This window comes from Shewanella morhuae, from assembly GCF_900156405.1.
Classification (GTDB): Bacteria; Pseudomonadota; Gammaproteobacteria; order Enterobacterales; family Shewanellaceae; genus Shewanella; species Shewanella morhuae.
Map to the genome: position 1 here is coordinate 53,466 of NZ_FTNN01000007.1, position 21,825 is coordinate 75,290.

Here is a 21,825-nt window from a genome sequence, read left to right on the forward strand (position 1 = left end):
CCCCAGTTACATTCAAATACGCTTAGGCTTTCGCTACATTTAACACAGGTTGAATTAAACTCAGCTTTAGGCAAAGATGAAGCCATCTTCAGATGAAGGTTTCATCCATAAGGACAAGCATCATCCATGCGCGATAGCATTCAGTGGCCTGTCACTCATCGTATTTTTCTAAGCCTGTATCAAGCCAGCTATATAAGCATATCGCCTTTACTCAACGACCATCGCATTCGCCAACAGCTGGCTAATCTCAAGAATGCACGTATTTTAGGCCATCAGTTGCAAGGCCTTAGTATGTTCATACTTGTCTGCTTGGTTAGCGCAAATCTCAGTGGTTGTGCTAATTCACTGGAAACCTGTGCGCCAAGCGAGCTCAAACTGACGTGGGCTAACCCTAGCGAGCTGCAAGCGACAGTCACCAAACTCAGTTCAGCAGAATTCGAGGGCAGAAAAACCCAAACCCAAGGCGCGGCTAAAAGTCGTGACTATATAAAACAGAGATTTCAAGCATTAGGTTTACAACCTTGGGGGACCGACTTTGTAGTGCCATTTGAGTATCACACACCTTTCACCCTAAACAGCGGCGCCAATGTGATCGCTATCGCCATGGCACAAATGCCGACCAACAGATGGCGTATTGTTGTTGCTCATTATGATCATTTAGGCATGAGCGGTAGTCAGGTTTACCACGGCGCCGATGATAACGCTTCGGGTGTGGCAGCAATGCTAGCCATTGCCGCTCGCTGGCAACAGCAACAGAGCTTGCCAACCCATACTTTGCCTAATGTAAATCTGATGTTTGTCGCGACGGATGCCGAAGAACCCGGACTCTATGGCAGCACCGCCTTGGTCGAGCAACTCAAAATCCGTTTGCCACAGGCAACATTTGAATTAATGCTCAATCTCGACATGGTAAGCCACCCAAGTAGACCCTATGCTATTTATCTCGAAGGTAGTCGCAACTTCAATCAGTTCAACCAATTCAAACCGCTCTTGAGTGAACAAAACCGATTATGCATTAAATTGAGCCACCCCAAGCCCATTGGCCGCAGCATACAAAATACTAATTGGTTGCAAGTGTCGGATCATTATCCGTTCAATAAAGCGAATATCCCTTGGTTATATTTAGGCGTGCCAATCCATCGGCAATATCACACGCCTGAGGATACCGTTGCGACAATCGACATCACTTTTCTAGCCGCGGTGACTGAATCAGCATTTGAACTAATTCAATTAAATGCCGAATATTTAAAGAATTAATGGGAAGTGGCGCGTTTCTTGCTCAGTTTCAACGAAAAAAATGCAGTAAACAACGTAAAAAGTGTGACTCAGGTTGGTAAAGTGGCTTCTATGCTGCTATAATCCGTCCTTCGCGGGAAATCGACACGGGGTTGATTTTCTGTCTGTGCAACTTTAAGCGCCATTTCGCGCGCGCATCCACAAGGCTACAACCCAATGTCATCCGATGAAAGAACTTTCCGTGAACTCGGCCTATCCGAGAATTTGTTGCGTGCTCTTGACGAGCTAGGTTATGAAAAACCAACGCCAATCCAATCAGCCAGTATTGATCCACTTATGGCTGGCAAAGATATTTTAGGTCAAGCGCAAACAGGTACAGGTAAAACTGGCGCCTTCGCTTTACCCCTGCTAAATAAAGTCACCAGCCAAACTACACCGCAAATTCTAGTATTAGCGCCAACGCGCGAATTAGCGGTTCAGGTTGCAGAAGCTTTCAGTAGCTATGCCAAATTCATGAAGAATTTTCACGTGCTGCCAATTTACGGCGGTCAAAGCATGCAACAACAGTTGAATGCCCTAAAACGTGGCCCACAGGTTATTGTTGGTACGCCTGGTCGTGTTATGGACCATATGCGTCGCGGCACGTTGAAACTCGATTCGTTACAAGCACTTGTACTTGACGAAGCCGATGAAATGTTAAAAATGGGCTTCATCGATGATATCGAATGGATCCTTGAGCACACGCCAAGCGAGCGCCAGTTAGCGTTATTCTCTGCCACTATGCCAGAGCAAATTAAGCGTGTTGCTAACCAATACTTACGCAATCCAATACATGTGCGCATTGAATCAAGCCAAACAACGGTTGAGTCAATCGAACAGCGTTTTGTACAAGTATCACAACACAATAAACTTGAAGCATTAGTACGCGTATTAGAAGTTGAAAACACTGAAGGTGTCATCATATTCGTCCGTACTCGTAACTCATGTGTTGAGTTAGCTGAAAAGTTAGAAGCTCGTGGTTATGCTTCATCACCTCTACATGGTGACATGAATCAGCAAGCCCGTGAGCGCGCAGTTGATCAACTGAAACGTGGCAAATTAGACATTCTAATCGCAACTGACGTTGCCGCCCGTGGTCTTGACGTTGAGCGTATCGGTCACGTAGTTAACTACGACATTCCGTATGATGCTGAAGCATATGTACACCGTATTGGCCGTACAGGCCGTGCTGGCCGTACTGGTATGGCGATCCTGTTTGTGACTAGCCGTGAAATGCGCATGCTGCGCACTATCGAGCGTTCAACTAACAGCCGCATTTCACCGATGAAAATTCCAAGCCCAGAGACTGTTGCAGAACGTCGTCTGTCTCGCTTAGGTGAGCAACTGGCCGAAACAATCAACGGTGATTTAGATTTCATGAAAGAAGCTGTTGCTCAATTGTGCCAACAGTTAGAAGTCGATACTGATCTGCTAGCCGCTGCATTATTACAGCAAGTTCAGCAGGAGCGTCCTCTGCAATTGCCAGCCATTCAAGAACGTGCTCGTGATGAACGCAGTGAGCGCACTGAACGTAGTAGCAGTGATCGTGGCGACCGCGGAAGTGACCGTGGTGGTGAGCGCAGAAGTCGCGAACCGCGTCCAATGCCAGCGAGCCTAGGCAGTGCTGAAGCGTTGAAAGACAACCCAGATTTGAAAATGTGCCGTTACGTGATCGACGTAGGTCGTGAGAATGGTGTAGGTGTGGGTAACATCGTTGGCGCTATCGCGAACGAAGCTAACATCGACAGCCGTTACATTGGCGCAATCCAACTTTACGATGCAGTGACCACTGTTGACCTGCCAGACGGCATGCCAAAAGACGTGTTACAACACCTACGTAAAGTCCGTGTTTGTGGCAAGCCATTGAACATCCGCGAAGCTGGTGATCAAGTCTTTGTTGATTCAGGCCGTAGTGCTCGTTCAGACCGTCCTTCTGGTGACCGTAAACCACGTGGCGATCGTCCAACGGGTGACCGCCCAGCTGGCGACCGTAAGCCTCGCGCTGCTGCGACGGGTGACAAGCCATTTGCGGATCGCAAACCACGTGCAGACAAACCTGCCGGCGAGCGTAAGCCACGTAAACCACGTGAAGACTAATCTAGCTTAAGCTAGAGACTAAAAAAGGAGCCTAGGCTCCTTTTTTGTTGGCTTAAATTTACTTTACCGAACCTCATGCTTAGTGTCTAATTGCCTTACAGGCTTAACGACTTGAACAAGCACCCACCATGAAAAAAGCCCTTACCGCCGGCTTATTATCCGCCTTAGTTGCTCCCGGCAGCGGCCATTTTTACCTGCAACATAAACGCAGTGCTTTGGTGTTTTTTGTATTAGCAATACTGAGCCTTGGTTTGTTGCTGCAACAAGTGATGCAAGTCGCACAAGTTATCTCGCTTGATATTCAAACCGGTGTTTTACCGCTGGATATGGGAGTAATTGCGGCCGAAGTGACTAAGCAAACCACCGCAACCATTCGTGATGGTGCAGATAAGCTGATGTACGGGTTTATCCTCTGCTGGCTAATTGCCATATTAGATAGCGTGCGCTTGGGGCTGAAACAAGATAAGCAAGATGCAGCCGCCGCTAACAACGCGACTAACTAAATCTGTAAAACGCTATTCGACTCAAACTCCGTAGATAAGACAACAGAAGGGCTTTCATTACTGTTAATGAAAGCCCTTTTACTTTCTGCTAATCGCTAAACAGGACTTATTGAGAGGCCACGCGGCTTTCAACTTGGCTTGATTGGGTATCTAAATAGCCACTGACACGAGTGAGTAACAGCGCACTAAATACCACCAGCGCACCAATCCAAGGAGTGTGCATTAAGCCTAAGTTGGTCACGATTATCCCTCCGCCCCACGCGCCTAAAGCGATACCAACATTAAAAGCAGCAATATTTAAACCTGAAGCTACATCAACCGCATCGGGAGCATAAGTCTCAGCAAGTTTTACCACATACACTTGTAAACCTGGAACATTACCAAAGGCAAACGCGCCCCAAACTAAGATGGTCAACACAGCCATAATCGGGTTACCTGCGGTAAAGTTAAACACCAACAACACAGCGGCGAGACCTGCAAAGATATAGCTCAGGGCTTTTACTGGACCCATTTTATCGGCCATCTTTCCGCCCCAGATATTGCCAAAGGCAACGGATACACCGTAAACCAACATGATGGCGCCAATCGCACTGGCATTAAAACCTGTAACTTGCTGCAAAATCGGCGCAAGGTAAGTGAACGCCACAAAGGTGCCACCGTAACCCACGGCAGTAATCGCAAACACTAATAACAATCTCGGCTCACCCAATACTTTGACCTGCGTAAGTATTCGGGCTGCGCTAGCTTGCTTTAGGTTATTTGGCACTAAAAATGCGCTGCCGACTAAGGCGATAAAGCCCAGTAAAGCCACCGCTAAAAAGGTCGACTGCCAGCCAAACGTCTGGCCTATATACGTCCCCAACGGCACGCCAGTCACTAAGGCAACGGTTAAGCCAGTAAACATAATGGCAATCGCGCTCGCAGCTTTTTCTTTGGGAACTAAGCCGGTGGCGATAGTCGATCCAATTGAAAAAAATACCCCATGGGCCAGCCCTGTCAGGATCCGCGCGGCAATTAGGGTTTCATAACTCGGCGCCTGCCATGCCAACAAGTTACCAAGCACAAACAGTGACATCACTGATAACAAAACTGTTTTACGATTCCAATTACCCGTTAATGCCGTCAGCACAGGTGCGCCAATCGCCACACCGAGGGCATACAAACTCACCAATAAACCCGCTGAGGGCAGTGAGACATTCAAATCCTGCGCCATAGTTGGGAGTAAACCCACTATGACAAATTCTGTGGTTCCGATGGCAAAGGCGCTGAGCGTCAATGCGAGTAAAGCTAAGGGCATAATAGTGTTTATCCAGTTAAGTTAAAGCGTCTGTGAGCGAATATTGATGAGCTAACACTCGACTCACGTTCAGATGGGGCTATCATGACCACAAAGGTTATTGCTAAAAAGAGTGATTTTTACAAATGATTTTTGCTATAAGCGTAGTTAATCACCTTTAAACTTGGAGACAACTAAGTGCTAACACGATCCGATGATTTGCAGATTTTATTGACGATTGTAGATACTGGTGGCTTTTCGGCGGCTGCCGAGGCGCTGGATATTCAAGTCGCACGGGTATCGCGGGCGATCACTCGCCTTGAAAGCCAACTGCAAGTGACACTACTCAACCGCACCACGCGCCGAGTCGAACTCACCAACGAGGGACGGCAATTTGTTGATGCGGTACGTATAGGATTACAAACGCTGCAGCAGGCCGAAGAAGATCTCGTCGCCCGTGGTGAGCGCCCTAAAGGTCGTTTAAGAGTCGATGCAGCGAGCCCTTTCGTACTGCATCAAATCGTGCCCTTAGTGCAAGAATTTAAGCAAGCCTATCCCGATATCGAGCTTGAAATCACCTCCAATGAAGGTTTTGTCGATCTGATTGAGAAACGTACCGATGTGGCGATCCGTATCGGCAAGCTGACTGACTCGACTCTGCACGCCAGACCGCTGGGTAAAAGTAAGCTGTATATTGTGGCCTCTAGTGCATACTTAGCGCAGCGCGGTCTACCGAAGAATATTAGCGATCTGCCCCACCACTGCCTTATCGGCTTTACCGGTTCTAAAGTGCTCAATCAATGGCCCTTAAAAGGTATCGATCAAATTACACCTAACGTGCGCGCCAGCAACGGCGAAACCGTGCGCCAATTAACCTTATCGGGCAATGGTATCGCTTGTTTGTCGGGCTTTATGGTTAACGACGATATTGCCACGGGACGATTAGTCCCATTGCTTGAAAGTGAGCACGTGACCAATGTCGGACGGGAGCAAGTAAATGCCGTCTATTATAAAACCTCAACCGTGGCGCGGCGGATCTCGGCTTTTATCGATTTTATCCAGCCCAGATTGAGTCTGTAAAGACACGCGGCTAAATCGGCTATGAGTAAAGAGTCGCACAGCATTATTGTGATATTGGCAAATATGATTTGTGTTTTATCGACTTTATTGGCAAAGCTTGATAGGCGAAAGTAGCGCCATCACCATTCATTCAGTATTGGAAATATTATGACTCAAGCACAGATAGACTCGACCGTATCTCATCCATTAGCTATGCCCATGCTCGGCACTGGCACTTTTAGACTCAAAGACCAAGCAGCAGTTGATGCTGTACTAATGGCTCTCGAAGAGGGCTCACGCCATATCGATACCGCACAAATCTACGGAAATGAGGCCGCCGTTGGCGAGGCAATTAAGGCTTCTAGCGTTCCCCGTGATGAACTCTTTATCACCACTAAAGTTTGGACAGAAAATCTAGCCGCAAACCGTTTCGAAGCCAGCGTTATTGACAGCTTAACCGCGCTACAAACCCAGTATGTTGATTTGCTATTAATCCATTGGCCACTTAAGGATGAACACGTGCCGATGGCAGATTACCTCTTATCATTAAAAACCATGCTAAATAAGGGGTTCACTCGCCGTATTGGAGTATCGAATTTCACTAACGCCCAGTTATCCCAAGCGATTGAGATATTAGGTGAAGGAGTGATTTTCACCAATCAAGTAGAAGTGCATCCGTATTTGGTTAACACAAAAGTGACGCAGTTTTGTAAGCAGCACAATATCTTAGTGACGGGCTACATGCCTTTTGCCTACGGCGCTGTATTACAAGATGAGTTAATTACTCAGATTGCTAAGAAACATGGCGTCACCACAGCTCAAACCATACTCGCTTGGTTAAGACAACAAGGATTCGCCACGATTCCTTCATCGACCAAACGTGAGAATATTCGCAGCAACCTAGCAACAGCCAAACTCATGTTATCTGCAGCGGAAATCGAGGCAATCACTGGATTAGATCGCAATCATAGGGTGGCCAATCCAGACTTCGCCCCACACTGGGACTAAGTTCGAAACAGACTAACAAAATCTAGTCACCCACTGCCCACGCTTCAATAAAACGATGGTAACAAGCTACTAGCATATCGGCATCAAGGGCATAATCGGGGATAGTTTCGGGGCAATAAAGGGCGCAGCGGCTACCTGCATTTTGGGCAGTTTGCAGATCAAATAAATAATCGCCCACATATAAAATATCTGCAGGATCTAATTGCCACTGCTGGCAAATAAGCTCAATGCCTTCAGGGTGCGGCTTAGGCTGCGCATCATCGCGGGTTAACACCAATGCGATATCGATGCCGAGCTTATTGATAGTGATTTGCGCTGCTTCTGGCATATTGCGGGTCAAAATAGCCAATGGCAGCGATTTAGCCTGTAAGTATTCGATAAGCTCCTTAGCCCCATCTATCCAACTGGCGTTAAGTGAGCTTTGTCTTTCATACTCATGGACTATCTCAAATGCTTTATTACGCACCTCGCCTTCACTGAGGCTATTAACATGGGCCAAAATATCCGTACCAGAATCAATGCCTAGCTCGCGGCGCAGCCCGGAAAAATCAGGATTTGAATGCGCCAAAGTGCCGTCAAGATCGAAGATGACGCCACGGATATCTTTAAGTTTTACATCACTGAGTCGTGTAATCACAGACCTTTCCCATAGGTAAAATATTTATCTAAACGTTAGATTACTTGCATACGCTTTAGCTGACGATTGCGATAAAGCGGTAATAACTGAACCACCATCACCGACATTATGATTACACCAATCCCCAACAGCGATAATCCATCTAATTCATCGGCATGAAAGACTTCAGGCCACCAGCCCACCGCGACCACAATAGCTGTCGCACTAAAACTAAATACTGGCGTTAAGGCTAACATTGCGCTCACCTGCGCCGTCGGCCAATATTTCATTGATTGTCCAAAACAGCCATAAGCTATTAAGGTATTGGCGGCGCAAAATAACGCTATCTGCCACTCAAAGCTGTCCATCTCGGCAAACTGACTAAGATCGCTAAAGGGAGCCATTACGAAAATACCTAAGGCATAGAGCACTAAAAGCACATTGGCAGGTGATAATCGATTTAATAATGACTTTTGCAATAAGGCATAACTGGTCCAAGACAACGCCGAGAATTGAATAATCATCACTCCAATCCAAACTTGATGATTGTTCGTGGCTGAAAAGTTTAAATTAGGATGGAAAAACATCAGCATACCTAAAGCTAAGGTCGCAAAACAGCTGAGTTGCACTGCGTTAAGCCGTTCCTTGAAAAATAGCACACCACCAAAAGCTAAGAAGAAAGGCGATGTTTGGAAATTTAGCTGGGCAGCACCAGGCGCGAGATAATCGAGGGAGTAAACAAAAGAAACATAATTAAACATCAAGAACATGCCCGCCAGCACCAATCTTAACCAAACTTTGGCATCGAGCGCGGCAAATTGCTTAAGGCTGCCCGCGCTCCATTGGATCAATATACTGACTAACAACGCAACCAGAAAGCGGAACCACGTTAGTGTTACCGGATCGATAAAAGCACCTGATAGTTTTAAGGCTATCGGCAATATGCCCCAAAACAACACGGCAACGGAGATAAAAATAAGCCCGAGTTGAGCATGATTATTTGCCTGTGGGGCATTAAGGTTGAGATTCACGGATGAGTCCAATAGAGACCACGAAATGGGCTGCCATTCTGGCACTGAGTTAAGCCAATATCTAGCCTCTTATTATGGAAAGATAAGTGCTAGGTTGGATACTTTAACTGACATTGCTGTTATATGAGTAATATGTGCGATATGAGTTTAAATCGCTTAACGTTTTTGGGGTTTTAGCCCTCATCCTTAATTCTGCAGCGATTGATTTTAAATCTATACGGACATTGCCATTTCCAGTGATAGCATTAACCGAGTATATTTGGCCGACTAAAATGGCTTATCGGCCACCTTCTTTTATGCCACATCTTTATAGGCAAACTGTTTAAATAGGAAAGTTAATGCTATCTACCGTCACTCTCGAACAAGTACAAAGGTGTATTAAGCCCGCCGCAAAAGAACTCGCCAAGCGGCGTGCTGCAGGCACAAACGGAGATTTACTTAACTCAGAACTGAGGCCAACAAACTTCGAGCAGGCCTTCGCCATTCAACAAGCCGTGGCAGAAATATTTAGCACTACCGACAACAATCCTATCGTAGCGTGGAAATGCTTACTGCCCACTGCCGAAAAAACTGTCGTTGCGCCTATTTATCAACATGATGTATATCAACAATCGGCCACTTGCCCACTGTATGCATCGAATCAACAACTGGCTCGCGTCGAACCCGAACTGGCTTTTGAGATAGCTCGCGATTTGCCGCCAAGAGCGACGCCTTATACCGAAGCTGAAATCGATGCGGCTTTAGGTAACACTCGCTTAGCGCTTGAATTGATAAAAAGCCGCTACCACACGCCCAGTGAAGCGACCTATTTTGATGCCCTAGCCGATGGCTTAGTTAATCAAGGCTTGTGGTTAGGCCCAGTGCTTAACGTGCTAGAGGGTTTAAATACCAGTGGTTTTGAGCTCAAGGTTAATATTCAAGATGGCGACACACTGCAAAAAACCGCCATTCATCCCAATGGCTCCGCTAAAGCAGGGCTCTACTGGCTGGTTAATTTTTTATCAACCCAAGGTATTGGCTTAACTCAAGGCCAATATGTGATTACCGGCTCCTACGCGGGCGTACTTGACTTGCCATTGGCGCAAATCTGCCATTTTGAATACGGCGAACTTGGGCAGTTTTCAGTCGAATTTATCACTAAATAACCTCTTAAAAGACCAATAGGCGAGCCTACGCTTCACTCGAATCGCCTATCGGTCAAATCAATTTTTTCTCGCCCCTATTCTCGCCCCCCTCAAAGCACAACAAAAATAAAACAAATTTGTCTCAAAACGCGCACCTATGTATCATCTAGATTCATCAATAATAAGGATATACATTATGTCGCATGGAAAAATGCTGCCAATCGCCTACTTTCTTACCCTCACTTTAGGCACCTCTTTTATCTTACACGCCTCTGAGAATAGCTTTGCTAAAGCCTATAGCGACTATCAAACCGCGGTGAAAAAAGGCGATACTGCGAACATTGAAGCGAGTGCTAAAACGGCTTACCAACTCGGTGAGGCTCAGTATGCCAAAGATAGTATCGACTTAGCCAATCTCGCTATAAACTGGGCCAGTGCGATAGAAAATCAAGTCGCGCCAAACCCATTTATAGAAACCCATTTTCAGCAAACCGCCAAGGCTAATGAATTATATAAACTCGCGCTTGCTAACTATAAAATCCATTATGGTAAGCAAGCATTTGAGCTTATCGACCCCTTACTTGGCGCAGCGCAAACAGCCGCCAAAGCCAAAGTAGCGAAAGACTATTTCCTTGATGCTATGGCGGTTGCAGAAAAATCTGATAATAAAAAAGTTCTAGCCGATGTGAAAATGGCCGCGTTCAGTCGCTTATCCAAAACCGAACTCTACACTCGAGACGTAAGAAACTATGTCTTCGATGCTTATGATATTTATAAAGAAATTTTACCCGAAAATGCATTAGAGAGGGTTAAGGCCACCTATATTGTTGGCGCAGTTGAGTTTGCAGACAAACATGACAATAAAGCCGAACCTTTATTACTCGAAGTGGTTAAACAGTTTGATGCACTTAATTTCAGTCATCCCTATGCCTTAAGTGCCCACGCTTATTTAGTCGAACTTTACGAACGTCAGAATAAACGCGAGCAATCCACAGCCCATTGTATTGCTATCGGTAAAATGCGCCCATGGGCCGACGCACAGGAACAACAACCTATTTTCCGTACCGTACCAGACTATCCAATGTCCTATGCCCAACGCAAAAAAAGTGGCTGGGTAGAGTTGAATCTCACTATCGATGAGATGGGATTTGTTAAAAATCCCGAGATCACTAACTCTGAAGGGGGCGCGCTATTCGAAAAAGAAACATTGAAAATGATCGATAAGTGGCGCTACGCACCTAAGTTTGAAGATGGTAAACCAGTCACCGCACAAACTATGGTTCGAATCGAATACAAGATTGATAAGTAACTATCTAAGTAGCCCGTTACGTTAGTTCATAGCCTAGCCCATCGACCACTCTCGATGGGCTTTGTTCATCTTGCGTTCTAAATAAACGCGGATTTAACTCCTGCCTGAGTTGGCTTAAACAGACTTGGCAAATACATGCATCGGTAGACGCTAGTTGTAAACTTAATACCTGAGGCTCATCTAAAGCTTGCTCTTGCAAGGCGGCCAAAGGTGGGAACACCTGCAGCGCACACCAACAATCCTCAATGCCCTTACCCAAAATCACCGCACACTGATTTGCACCTTGGCACAGGGGGCAAATTTGCGATTCCGTAACACTTAAATCTTGTAACGACTTGGACATCAATATCCTCGTAAATAACATAGGTTATTTATTCTTAGAGATGGCGATCATAACGGTTTTTAGCCACTCAAGCTGAGTTGTTTCCCACCAAGGCAAAGCTGCTGAGTTATGCAGCATTAATTGCCATTGTTTTCCCAGTGACACGCCTGCTTATGATTTAAAAAGAAGTGTTAATAATGTCCTAGGCATTATAGTGATATTCTCGATGCCCCTATCGGTCAGATACAATAAAGTATCCTTTCTGATTTGCTAAAAGATTAAGTACTTGTATTCCAGTGACACGCCAACTTTGATTTAGAAATGACTCATCCCTGAGGGCTCGACGGCGGCATCCTTGCCGCCAACGGTCACTTCTATACAAGTGCTTAATCTCATTAATTCCCGAGTATACCTGTTACTAAGCTTAACAGTGGTTCTCGGTAAAGCTCAGCTCTTTTTGTAAGATAGTATTCTAGACTAAAAACTGATAAGTTCTCTTCAATAAAAAATAATTAACAATGTGCATTTTTATAGGTCTAATGAGGTAATGTACATGTGTATTATACAAATTTAAAAGAATAAGGAAGTTTAGTGGCGAACATCGGTCAATACTTATTAAAGGAAGTTTTTACACCAGCGAAACCTGCCAGAGTTAGTTTTATTAACCGTAATAAAATTAACAAAAGAGTAGTTCGAGCATTAGAAACCCCTGGCATGCAGATTGTTGTCTATGGTCACACGGGCAGTGGTAAAACCACTTTACTAGAAAATAAACTTTATGAGGTTTATGATAAGCATATTCGCACAAACTGCATGATTGGTTCTACATTTGAACAAATTATTCTAGATGCTTTTGAACAATTGGCTGAGTTTTATGTTGACGAAGTTATTAATAATAAAAAAACAAAAATTAGCAGTTCACTTAAAATAAATTATTTGGCAATTAAAGCTAGTCTAGGCGTAGGAATCGAAGAGGTTAAAGGAGTAAAACAAAAACGAATTCTACCTCCTCAATTATCACCACAAAATCTTGGCAGATTGATGGGAGCTGCAGGTTACTGCTGGGTACTTGAAGATTTTCATAAGGTTAATGAAGAAGATAAAATTAAACTTTCCCAATTAATGAAAGTATTCATGGATATGTCGGATGAATATTCAGATTTAAAAATCATTGCTTTGGGGGCTGTAAATACTGCCCGAGAAGTTGTTAAAAGTGATGGAGAAATGCGTAGGAGATTATCCGAAATCAAGGTCCCTTTAATGCATGACTCTGAGATAAAAGAAATTCTGACAAAAGGAGAAAACTCTCTAAATGTTATCTTTGGTACTGAACTAAAAGAAAAAATCGCTCATTATTGTAATGGCTTGCCAGCTATTGCTCATAAGCTCGCATATTTGATGTGTGATGGTGCAGCTATCAGAGAGACATTACATAAATCTCAAAGTTATGACTTTACTGAATCTGATTTAGTATTAGCGGTTCAAGAGTATATAGAAGAAGAGTCTGATACTATAAAACACGTATTTGATAATGCGCTCACACACAATAAAGGTGAAAACACTATAAGAGCATTATTTTATACAGGCCAAGATTGCGGGAATATTGATGAGCTTTTTGGTTACTGTAAAGAGTTTAATATTCGGATTCAAAAAAAACCATTTAGAAGCTACTCTAGACGAGCTATCTTCGTCTAAATTTAGCGAAATAATTAAATTTGACGAAGATTTACAGTTTTTCAGATCCTTTCTTCAGATCATTTGCTTTGGCGTTTTTTGGAGAAAAAGATGAAGCTAATATAAATAAAAATCTCACACCGCTTCAAAAGCAACAGATCTACCAAAAAGCAATTAGTAAAATGAATCTGGTTTTTGACTCCTATAACAAATCATCCTAAAGAATAAGTTAGCACGCTTATTAATGAGGAAAGATGCGACAGGTATAACTATTTTGGGATTAACAGCCAACACCGAAACTGCAGAAGTTCACCCTCCCCTCGGAGTTGCCGAAAGGCATTTGCGTACGTTGCGTGAGCGAGGCATGGATGCCGAGATAGCGTCAGTCGAATCAGGGACGAGCGTCTGACGCGATAGCATAAGGACGCTTAATGCCCAAGGGGCTTTCAACTCCGTTAGGGGCGTCTTGGAGAATCCAAGGAGGATAGGACGAGCAGTCCTCCTTGGTCGGGTGTGGGGTGAAGCCCCACGACTTTGATTTACCTTGGCTGTAAAGCCGCAATGACTAACATACTCAGGCGATTTAATAAGCCTCCCATCCAGTTACTCGCTTAACTTCATCACGCTAGCACTGAATGAGAGCGGCTCAACTACGACTTTTTAGGAAAAACAGGGTAAGACTCAGTACCTAACACTTTGCCATCAACACTCAGCCCATAATAGTCACTGTCATTATGGTATTTCTCTTGAGCCTGTTTAACATCACCTTTGCTACGCGGATCCTGTGGACGCTCGTGGGAGTTGATATAAGCTGCAACATCCCAAGCCTGCTGGTTAGTCAGCTGCATGCTCTTACCAAAGGGCATATTCTCATAAATGAAAAATGCAGCGGTGTTAACTCTGTGCATACCTGCACCCCAGTTGTAACTTTTAGGGCCCCACAAAGGTGGCAATGCATATACGCCTGCTATCGCTTGACCTTGCCCCTCAATACCATGGCAAGTTTGGCAATGAGCTACATAAACCTCTTTACCTCGTTCAGGTGAATAAGCAAGTTCTGGTTTTGGAATTTCAGGATAACCACGACCAGGCAAGTTAGCACGCTGCTCGACAGTCATCGCCTTGGCAAGTATCTCTGGTAACGGGAAGTCTTCACGCTTAGCACCTTTCACTAACTCAGCATCGCTCAGCTCAGGGACTGGACCACTGATTTTGGCTTCATCCATCAAGCCGCCCATGCCCAACCAATAAGCGTAGGCTGAAATAGCGACTAACTCAGGGCTACCCGAAGCAGGAGCTTTACCATTCATCGAATAGTTAAAACAGCCTTGGATGCGCTCTTCAAAGCTACTGACTTTATCGTCTTTTTTACGATAAGCTGGATAAGCGAAATAAGCGCCCCATAACGGTGAGGCATTAGCTTTGCGGCCCGCGTCCATGTGGCAGTTAGCGCAGTTAAGCTCGTTACCTACATACTTGTCTCGCAGCTGCTGAGTATTAACAAACAACTGGTAACCTAAACGTACCTTATCGCCAAAAGCCCCATCAGGGATTGCACTTAAGGGTCTAAGCGTTAAATAGGCTTGATCTGGCATTTTAGGGAAAGAAGGCAGCGGGGCTTGTTTATCAGGACGCTCTGGTACCTGTTCCGTTGAAGATGCTTGCGCTTGAACGGTTAACAATCCCATCGCAGCCAGTAGTAACATTGCTGAATATTTCATGGCCGGTTCCTTATTTCAAATTGGCAAAGTAAGTTGCTAAGGCGTCAACCTCAGCAGCGGTGAGCTTGTTGGCAACATTCGCCATCATGCCATCAACATCACCTTTACGCGTGCCATCTTGCCATGCCAGTAACTGTGTTTTGATATAACTGGCTTGTTGGCCCGCTAAGCGAGGAAATAAGCCGCCACCTAATGCAGAAGGACCATGACATGTCACGCAGGCTGGTAAACCACGTGACCAATCACCTTGATAAGCTAAGCGGGCGGTATCGTCAGCAAAAGTAACCTGTTTACCGCGGATAACTGGCGTAACCGGGGTCTTAACTTGCTGGGCTGAAAAATAGCTGGCGACTTGCTCAATCCCGTCACCTTGAAGCGTCATTGCCATTGGCATCATAGTGGCATTTTGGCGGATACCCTGTTGAAAATGATGTAGCTGCGTTGAAATGTATTCTGATGAGAGTCCAGCTAATCGAGGGCCAAGCGGTTCAATACCCTCACCTTGTGCGCCATGACAGCTGACACAAAGTTGTGCTGATGGAGGCATAACGCCTGTGGGTTGCACAGGAGCATCCGAGGCGGCGGCATAGCCACTGACAAGCGTCAGGCTAATAACCAATGTGGTAATCTTCATTTGCGTTCCTTTAAAAGGGGGTGAAGCTCTAAAGCATAGGTGGTTATTATTGTTTATGCTTATTTTTAGCTAAGCATAAAGTACAATTACGTCTTATTTATTATGTAGTAAAAACCGTATTGATTTATTTTTGCCGTCATCAACTGCAAAATGGTCTCACTAGTTTAATACACACTAATAACCAAAACGAGTTGATTCAAAACGATTCAATATTTTATGGATTAAGTAACACATAAATAATGTGGCGACGATGGCAATAAGAATACTGCTCACCCGATAAAGGGCGCTAAAGATAAGATCATTGCCTGGGGTGAGATATTGCCCAAATAGAATACCTAAGGTTGTCAGCGCGCCAAACCCAACTCCTGAGCCATTGGCTTCTCTAACGTGTGCTTGGCTAAATAGCATTAATCCTATCCACAACAAGGGCACAATCAATAGCAATAATCCCGACCAATCATAAAGAAACAACTGTACTAACACTCCAAATGACACGCCAAGTAACGTACCAATGGCACGTTTACGGGCATAATCCAAGGCGCCATCCCAATGCATAGGAAACAACAATAACAAAGTTGTCGCTTGGGCTGACATAGAGTCTCGTAAATTGAATATTTGGAATATTAAAAAAGAGGCCGTTGCAATACTGGCCCCCAGTAATGCCTCGTGCCGCATCCGATGTGGCGCCTTAGGTCCAGGCTTATAAGCCGCTCTGGGCTCTACATCTGGCCAAAGTGCCGTCATTAAATAAGCTATCGCCACTGAGAGTACCGTGGCCCAGAAATTACTAAATACTAAATCATTTAAATCGGTATTTGGGTAGCTGGCAAAATGCAGCATGATGCTCAAACTCAGCACTCCATTGGCACCAAATAGAAATAAACTACCGCGTGACATGGCAGCAAAACGATATAAAAACAGTAAAAAAACGATCGGTGTCATTAATCCTGGATGACTACCAAAAAAACCACCGAGTAATCCGACTTCAATACCCGCCATTACCGATGAAGCTAATAGTTGGCGCATGGCATGACCGCTCATCACCGGTACTAATCCAAGCAATAGCATAGGTGTGACGGTAAAAAAAACGCCATTACTCCAGCCGAAAATTTTGCACAGGGTAAAACCAATAGTACCGCCCGTCGCAATGCGTAAGCACTGGCGTAAATCGTTAGCAGTCAGTGGACTATGGCGTAATAACAACATACAGCTCGCCTTGTATTAATTTTGTGTTCATCGTAAATCTATATCCACAGTGCTGCTTACCTAGATTGGTACTCATCTACATTGCAACTCATTTAAAGTGATCTTGCTTGGGGTAAACCCCCTGTATTTAGGGGGAAGCAGCATCCATTAATTAGGTCAGTTTTTTTAGAAATAACCTAATTACGCGGCCGACATGGAGCATAAATTTAGTAGATATAATGCAGCACACTAATGACTTTTATTTGTAACTTAGCTAACAGACTAAATAGACCATTTTCAGGTAATAGTTGTACCGTCGCGCGCGCTCCAGCGGGGAGGTTATTTAATGCATTACCCTCTAACACTAAATGCAATCTTAAACGCTGTGCATCGCGTACCCAGCGATCTGATTCTTGTGGTGCTGCTAAACGGCCATTCGCATCAAACTGCCCTGCACTCACCCCAGCATCAACACTGCTCACTTGCGCACGATAAAGTCGACCAGGTTCACCATCAAAAGCAATCAAAGCAATAGAAGATGCTGTAATACCGCGTAAACTTTTTTCACGAAAATCAGCAATAATATCAACTTTATCTGATACCAATGCGAGAAGTGGCTGTCCAACAGAAGCAAAGCTACCCACTTCAAGTTGTAGATTCGTTACCACACCATCCTGATCAGCATGGATTTGCGTATAGGATAAGTTAAGTTCAGCTTGTTCTAAGTGATTTTGTGCTTGGCGCACTTTAAGATTGCCGTCACCATAAACGCCACGGCTCACTTTTAACTTTTCTAAACGGGCTTGCGCCGCGAGTAAATTCGCTTCCGCGGTAGCAGCATCACTACTGGCCTGATCGCGTTGCTGTAAAGAAATACCGTGGGTGACATATAAGGTATCAAGACGTTTAGCTTCACTGCGTTTTTGCTGCGCCGTCGTCATACTGGCATTCACATCCGCTTTAGCGGCTAAAAGTGAAGCATCTAACTCTGCGTTATCTTGCCAAACTTGCTCTAATGCTAACTTAGCTTGGGATGCTGCCAATAAATAAGGCGCAGGATCGACCTCGAATAATAAATCCCCTTTCACGACGGTCTGATTATTAGTTACCGCTATTGTTTGAATTTTACCATTAATTTGTGGCGTGACTTTTGTCACTACACGGGTCGCCATAGCCTGAGGTGTTAAGGGCATCACAGTGTCTGCAAACATAAAATAGCCAAATATCAGCACGAAACCGAGCATTGCTATTTTAACTAAGCGGGCAAATTGTTGATCCGGTGTCATCTTTTTCTCACTCAATTATTACCGGCGCGGTGGCCATTTTCGCTAACGCATTGTGGCTAATTAGTCCAATAATGCGTTCAAATTCATTAAGCTCAACGGCACTAATGCCCGTTAGCAATTCACTACGTACTTGAATAATCCGTTTTTCTACTTGCGTTAATACATCACGCCCCGCTGGCGTCAGGCTCACAATCCTTGCGCGTTTATCCTTTTTACAGCTATGGCGGCAGACTAACCCTTGCTCTTCTAATTGACCTAATGTGCGCATTAAAGACGCTAATTCAATTTCGAGTGCATCGGCGAGCACTTTTTGGCTCACATTGTCACCTAAACGCAATAGCTTCCAGAGCGCTGTCCAGCGTGGATGAGTTAACTCTAGCGGTGCGAGTTCAATATCAGCCACCGTGCGCCATAGTCGATGTAAACGCCCTAGATTTTCTGCCAGCGATAACTCTTTAAGCCGCTCTAGTTCAGTATCCATGTCATCATCCATTTACTTAGCAGGCTAAGCATTATATTTACTTAGCCTGCTAAGTAAATATTTAGAATTAAAAAAACTTGTGTGCTACAGATCACAAAATGACCCCGAATAAAAAATATCAGTTAAAATGACTTATGCCATCGCAAATCTGCAATTGATGCATCCTTATAATTGCAGGCAAGTAAATAAGATTGATATATCCAACTGGGAAATTTACCGTGATAAACCTAAAAATTAGTTCGAGGATCGTAATTGGTATCTGCTTATTATTGTTAGCAATGATGGGATTTATCTTGCCGTTCGTACTGTCAGAATTCAGCAATCAGGTTGAAAAGTCCGAACAATGAGAACTACAAAAGTTATATGAAACCGCCGTTGCTGAAATTACTTCGTCAGGCAAACTTGCGCAGGCAATGGCAACAATTATTTCATTAACGCCTGAAATTCAAAGCGACTTTGCTGAACAAAACCGTGATGCACTTGCTGCGCGCACTTTGCCAATATTTAAACAATTGAAGCAAGAATTTGACGTACAACAATTTCAATTTCACACCTCACCTGCCACTTCTTTTTTACGATTACACCGCCCAGAGAAATTTGGCGATGATCTCAGCGCTATCCGTAAAACAATTGTTGAAACCAATACGCAAAAACACTCATTAAGCGGTCTGGAGTACGGTGTTGAAGGCTTAGGTATTCGTGGTTTAGTGCCGATGAATTATCAGGGGAACCATACTGGCTCAGTCGAATTAGGCATGTCATTTGGGCAACCTTTCTTTGATAACTTTAAACAGGCCTATCAAGCAGATATTGCTTTGTTATTACCCGAAGGTAATGGATTCAAACCCTTTGGCGCTACATTTACACCAGATACTCAAGCAGTTAGTGAGCTTAAAGCCGTCATGCAAGGCAACAAAGTCAGCCGAAAAATTACCTTAAACAACACTTCTTACGCGCTATATCGTCACGCCATAAAAGATTACTCAGGGCAAATATTTGGAGTACTTGATATTGCAATGGACAGAAGCCACACCGAGCGAGCCATTGCTAATATTCGTTTAAAGCTATTACTAATTGGTTTAGCCGCACTCTTTGTCGGTACAGGTATCGCTTGGTTTATCGCTAAAAGTATTACTCGCCCTATCGCAGAAACAACCGCTGCCATGAATGATATTGCTGAAGGAGAAGGCGATTTAACACGTCGAATGGTTATTACTAGCAAAGATGAAATTGCCGAATTAGCACAGGCGTTTAACCGCTTTGTCGAAAAAATCCACTCTACCGTTTCGCAGGTTTCTGACTCGACAAATTTACTGGCAACCTCGGCCGAAGAAATGTCGGGGATTACGCGAGAAACCCAGCAAATGGCGCATCGTCAGTATCTCGAAACTGAACAAGTTGCCACCGCCATGAACGAAATGGCTGCTACCGTTCAAGAAGTCGCTCAAAACGCGACCGATGCTGCTGACGCCGCTAATCATGCCGATGAGTCAACTGAACAAGGTAAATTGGTGGTACAAAAAGTCGTCGCAACGATTAACATCCTCGCCGAAGAGATTGCAAATGCGGCCAACGCAATCGATGATTTAGAGCGGAACACCACTGAAATTGATTCAGTATTGATCGTTATTCGTAATATTGCCGACCAAACCAACTTACTTGCACTTAATGCCGCAATTGAGGCCGCTAGAGCCGGAGAGCAGGGACGAGGTTTTGCGGTAGTGGCCGATGAGGTTCGCACTCTTGCCAGTCGCACCCAAACCTCAACCTCTGAAATTCAGCAGATGATTGAAGTCTTGCAACAAAAAGCCAAGTCGACCGTTGCCGCTATGAAGACCAGCACCACTACGACGCAAAATTGTGTTGAACAGGTGCATCAAGCAGGTGAAGCTCTCGAAGCAATTACTCATGCGGTGTCAACGATTAGCCAAATGAATATTCAAATTGCCAGCGCAGCAAATGAGCAATGTGCTGTCTCGGCAGAAATTAATCAAAACGTAAATAACATCAATGATATTGCCAATAGCTCAACCCAAGCCGCACAACAAACAGCGCAGGCAGGTGATGAACTGGCACAACTGTCAGCACGCTTACAAACCCTAATAGCACAATTTAGGATCTAGCAATTATTCGCCTAAAAACAAAAACGCCGCATTATTATTGTGCGGCGTTTTTTAATCTGACCTTCCCAACATCTATAGCAAACTACACTCGCACACCTAAGGTATGACAAATCGCATAGGTCAATTCAGCGCGATTTAACGTATAAAAATGGAAGTCTTTCACGCCTTCACGTGACAATACCTTAACCATATCAATCGCTACGTTTGCACCGACTAATTGACGCGTACCCGCATCGTTTTCTAGCCCTTCAAACTGTTTATGTAGCCAACCTGGCAGTGACACATTAGTCATACCCGCAAAACGTTTCAGCTGAGTAAAGTTTGTCACAGGTAAAATCCCCGGCACGATTTCAACATCAATCCCCGCTGCAACGCAACGGTCACGAAAACGCAGGTAAGATTCCACATCGAAGAAAAACTGAGTAATGGCGCGGCTAGCACCCGCATCAATCTTACGTTTAAGGTTAATTAAATCTGCCTGTGCATTATTTGCATCGGGATGTACTTCAGGATATGCGGCGACAGAAATATCAAAGTCGGCCACTGAGCGCAGCAAACGTACTAAATCAGCTGCAAAACGGGTGGGTTTTGCGCTACCAGCAGGTAAGTCTCCCCGTAGCGCCACTATGTCACGCACGCCCGATTTCCAGTAATGCTTAGCCAGTTCTAATAGCTCTTCATCGCTGGCATCGACTAAAGTTAAATGCGGCGCAGCAACGAGGTTGGTTTCCTGTTGAATACGTTCAATCACGCTGTGGGTACGATCGCGCACACCAGAGTTAGCGCCATAAGTTACTGACACAAACTTAGGCTTGAGTGGCTCTAAACGGCGGATTGAGTTCCATAAAATTTGTTCCATTTCGGGGGTCGATGGCGGAAAAAACTCAAAAGAAACATTAATATCGCCATTAAGCTCTGACAAGCTTTGGTTTAGCGACTGTGAATGTTGTGCGTGATGAAAAGCCATGTGTATTTCCTCAACCGCCCTTGGCGCTACTCTTTGCTAATATGAATTAGTTTAAATAGACGTTTAGACGTCTACATGTCCATATACTAGAGAAACTAAGATGTAAGTCAAGTCAAAAAATGCCCACTTCGCGG

The 21,825-nt window shown here is 44.6% G+C and carries 18 protein-coding genes and 1 pseudogene; 9 read left to right on the forward strand and 10 right to left on the reverse strand.

The features are described 5' to 3' along the window. The first annotated feature begins 126 nt into the window (after positions 1 to 126). From BW947_RS09955 to BW947_RS09965, 3 genes are all read left to right on the forward strand, one after another. Entirely contained in the window at positions 127 to 1,257 is a 1,131-nt protein-coding gene (locus BW947_RS09955) for a M28 family peptidase (protein WP_076499124.1), read from the forward strand. Positions 1,258 to 1,452: 195 nt separating this feature from the next. Next, complete coding sequence (locus BW947_RS09960) at positions 1,453 to 3,372, forward strand: DEAD/DEAH box helicase (RefSeq protein ID WP_076499126.1); 1,920 nt, start codon at positions 1,453 to 1,455, stop codon at positions 3,370 to 3,372. 128 nt (positions 3,373 to 3,500) lie between these two features. Then, entirely contained in the window at positions 3,501 to 3,875 is a 375-nt protein-coding gene (locus BW947_RS09965; RefSeq protein ID WP_076499127.1) for a DUF6677 family protein, read from the forward strand. 106 nt (positions 3,876 to 3,981) lie between these two features. Here BW947_RS09965 and BW947_RS09970 read toward each other — a convergent pair whose 3' ends face one another. Continuing rightward, a complete protein-coding gene (locus BW947_RS09970; RefSeq protein ID WP_076499129.1) occupies positions 3,982 to 5,172 on the reverse strand; it encodes an MFS transporter in 1,191 nt (396 codons plus the stop codon). Positions 5,173 to 5,349: 177 nt separating this feature from the next. Between BW947_RS09970 and BW947_RS09975 the strand changes: the two genes are divergently transcribed. Together BW947_RS09975 and dkgB are read left to right on the forward strand one after the other, a co-directional pair. Then, positions 5,350 to 6,231, forward strand: a complete 882-nt coding sequence (locus BW947_RS09975) for a LysR family transcriptional regulator (protein WP_076499131.1) — start codon at positions 5,350 to 5,352, stop codon at positions 6,229 to 6,231. 147 nt (positions 6,232 to 6,378) lie between these two features. After that, positions 6,379 to 7,218 carry a 2,5-didehydrogluconate reductase DkgB gene (dkgB, locus tag BW947_RS09980; RefSeq protein ID WP_076499132.1) on the forward strand — a complete coding sequence of 280 codons (840 nt, stop codon included), beginning with the start codon at positions 6,379 to 6,381 and terminating at the stop codon, positions 7,216 to 7,218. Positions 7,219 to 7,240: 22 nt separating this feature from the next. Here the strand turns inward: dkgB and BW947_RS09985 are convergent, their stop codons facing one another. Then, positions 7,241 to 7,855 carry an HAD family hydrolase gene (locus tag BW947_RS09985; protein WP_076499134.1) on the reverse strand — a complete coding sequence of 205 codons (615 nt, stop codon included), beginning with the start codon at positions 7,853 to 7,855 and terminating at the stop codon, positions 7,241 to 7,243. Between the two features lie 35 nt (positions 7,856 to 7,890). Then, positions 7,891 to 8,865 (reverse strand): DMT family transporter, encoded by a 975-nt coding sequence (locus BW947_RS09990; protein WP_076499135.1) that lies wholly within the window; start codon positions 8,863 to 8,865, stop codon positions 7,891 to 7,893. 338 nt (positions 8,866 to 9,203) lie between these two features. Here BW947_RS09990 and BW947_RS09995 point away from each other — a divergent pair, with 338 nt between their 5' ends. Next, positions 9,204 to 10,010 (forward strand): hydratase, encoded by an 807-nt coding sequence (locus tag BW947_RS09995; RefSeq protein WP_076499137.1) that lies wholly within the window; start codon positions 9,204 to 9,206, stop codon positions 10,008 to 10,010. A 175-nt stretch (positions 10,011 to 10,185) separates the two neighbouring features. Further along, on the forward strand, positions 10,186 to 11,298 hold the full coding sequence (locus BW947_RS10000; RefSeq protein WP_076499139.1) for an energy transducer TonB: 1,113 nt from the start codon (positions 10,186 to 10,188) through the stop codon (positions 11,296 to 11,298). A 16-nt stretch (positions 11,299 to 11,314) separates the two neighbouring features. Here the strand turns inward: BW947_RS10000 and BW947_RS10005 are convergent, their stop codons facing one another. Then, entirely contained in the window at positions 11,315 to 11,641 is a 327-nt protein-coding gene (locus BW947_RS10005; RefSeq protein ID WP_076499141.1) for a cysteine-rich CWC family protein, read from the reverse strand. 570 nt (positions 11,642 to 12,211) lie between these two features. Between BW947_RS10005 and BW947_RS10010 the strand changes: the two genes are divergently transcribed. Beyond that, on the forward strand, positions 12,212 to 13,315 hold the full coding sequence (locus BW947_RS10010) for a hypothetical protein (RefSeq protein ID WP_076499144.1): 1,104 nt from the start codon (positions 12,212 to 12,214) through the stop codon (positions 13,313 to 13,315). A gap of 629 nt (positions 13,316 to 13,944) precedes the next feature. Here the strand turns inward: BW947_RS10010 and BW947_RS10020 are convergent. The 5 genes from BW947_RS10020 to slyA all read right to left on the reverse strand — a co-directional run bounded on the left by BW947_RS10020 (position 13,945) and on the right by slyA (position 18,601). Further along, positions 13,945 to 15,015 carry a c-type cytochrome gene (locus BW947_RS10020; protein ID WP_076499147.1) on the reverse strand — a complete coding sequence of 357 codons (1,071 nt, stop codon included), beginning with the start codon at positions 15,013 to 15,015 and terminating at the stop codon, positions 13,945 to 13,947. Between the two features lie 10 nt (positions 15,016 to 15,025). Next, positions 15,026 to 15,649, reverse strand: coding sequence for a c-type cytochrome (locus tag BW947_RS10025; protein ID WP_076499149.1), 624 nt, complete (start codon positions 15,647 to 15,649; stop codon positions 15,026 to 15,028). Between the two features lie 174 nt (positions 15,650 to 15,823). After that, complete coding sequence (locus BW947_RS10030; RefSeq protein ID WP_076499458.1) at positions 15,824 to 16,852, reverse strand: DUF2955 domain-containing protein; 1,029 nt, start codon at positions 16,850 to 16,852, stop codon at positions 15,824 to 15,826. Between the two features lie 209 nt (positions 16,853 to 17,061). Next, the gene (locus BW947_RS10035; RefSeq protein WP_076499151.1) at positions 17,062 to 18,120 is read right to left on the reverse strand and encodes an HlyD family secretion protein; all 1,059 of its coding nucleotides are present in this window, start codon (positions 18,118 to 18,120) and stop codon (positions 17,062 to 17,064) included. Positions 18,121 to 18,127: 7 nt separating this feature from the next. Continuing rightward, positions 18,128 to 18,601, reverse strand: coding sequence for a transcriptional regulator SlyA (slyA, locus tag BW947_RS10040; protein ID WP_076499154.1), 474 nt, complete (start codon positions 18,599 to 18,601; stop codon positions 18,128 to 18,130). Positions 18,602 to 18,822: 221 nt separating this feature from the next. On the opposite strand from slyA, the pseudogene BW947_RS19045 reads away from it, so the two are divergent. Continuing rightward, positions 18,823 to 20,724: pseudogene (locus BW947_RS19045) on the forward strand (methyl-accepting chemotaxis protein). Positions 20,725 to 20,806: 82 nt separating this feature from the next. Here the strand turns inward: BW947_RS19045 and metF are convergent. After that, positions 20,807 to 21,691: a methylenetetrahydrofolate reductase gene (gene metF / locus BW947_RS10050; RefSeq protein ID WP_076499157.1), complete on the reverse strand. Its 885-nt coding sequence runs from the start codon at positions 21,689 to 21,691 to the stop codon at positions 20,807 to 20,809. Between the last annotated feature and the right edge of the window lie 134 nt (positions 21,692 to 21,825).

Bases quoted from the DNA above. Each gene is read 5' to 3' on its own strand.
- BW947_RS09970 (WP_076499129.1), bottom strand. From the start codon at position 5,172: ATGCCCTTAGCTTTACTCGCATTGACGCTCAGCGCCTTTGCCATCGGA.
- BW947_RS10020 (WP_076499147.1), bottom strand. From the start codon at position 15,015: ATGAAATATTCAGCAATGTTACTACTGGCTGCGATGGGATTGTTAACC.
- BW947_RS09955 (WP_076499124.1), top strand. From the start codon at position 127: ATGCGCGATAGCATTCAGTGGCCTGTCACTCATCGTATTTTTCTAAGC.
- BW947_RS09995 (WP_076499137.1), top strand. From the start codon at position 9,204: ATGCTATCTACCGTCACTCTCGAACAAGTACAAAGGTGTATTAAGCCC.
- BW947_RS10005 (WP_076499141.1), bottom strand. From the start codon at position 11,641: ATGTCCAAGTCGTTACAAGATTTAAGTGTTACGGAATCGCAAATTTGC.
- metF (WP_076499157.1), bottom strand. From the start codon at position 21,691: ATGGCTTTTCATCACGCACAACATTCACAGTCGCTAAACCAAAGCTTG.
- slyA (WP_076499154.1), bottom strand. From the start codon at position 18,601: ATGGATACTGAACTAGAGCGGCTTAAAGAGTTATCGCTGGCAGAAAAT.
- BW947_RS09965 (WP_076499127.1), top strand. From the start codon at position 3,501: ATGAAAAAAGCCCTTACCGCCGGCTTATTATCCGCCTTAGTTGCTCCC.
- BW947_RS10000 (WP_076499139.1), top strand. From the start codon at position 10,186: ATGTCGCATGGAAAAATGCTGCCAATCGCCTACTTTCTTACCCTCACT.
- BW947_RS10025 (WP_076499149.1), bottom strand. From the start codon at position 15,649: ATGAAGATTACCACATTGGTTATTAGCCTGACGCTTGTCAGTGGCTAT.
- dkgB (WP_076499132.1), top strand. From the start codon at position 6,379: ATGACTCAAGCACAGATAGACTCGACCGTATCTCATCCATTAGCTATG.
- BW947_RS09960 (WP_076499126.1), top strand. From the start codon at position 1,453: ATGTCATCCGATGAAAGAACTTTCCGTGAACTCGGCCTATCCGAGAAT.
- BW947_RS10035 (WP_076499151.1), bottom strand. From the start codon at position 18,120: ATGACACCGGATCAACAATTTGCCCGCTTAGTTAAAATAGCAATGCTC.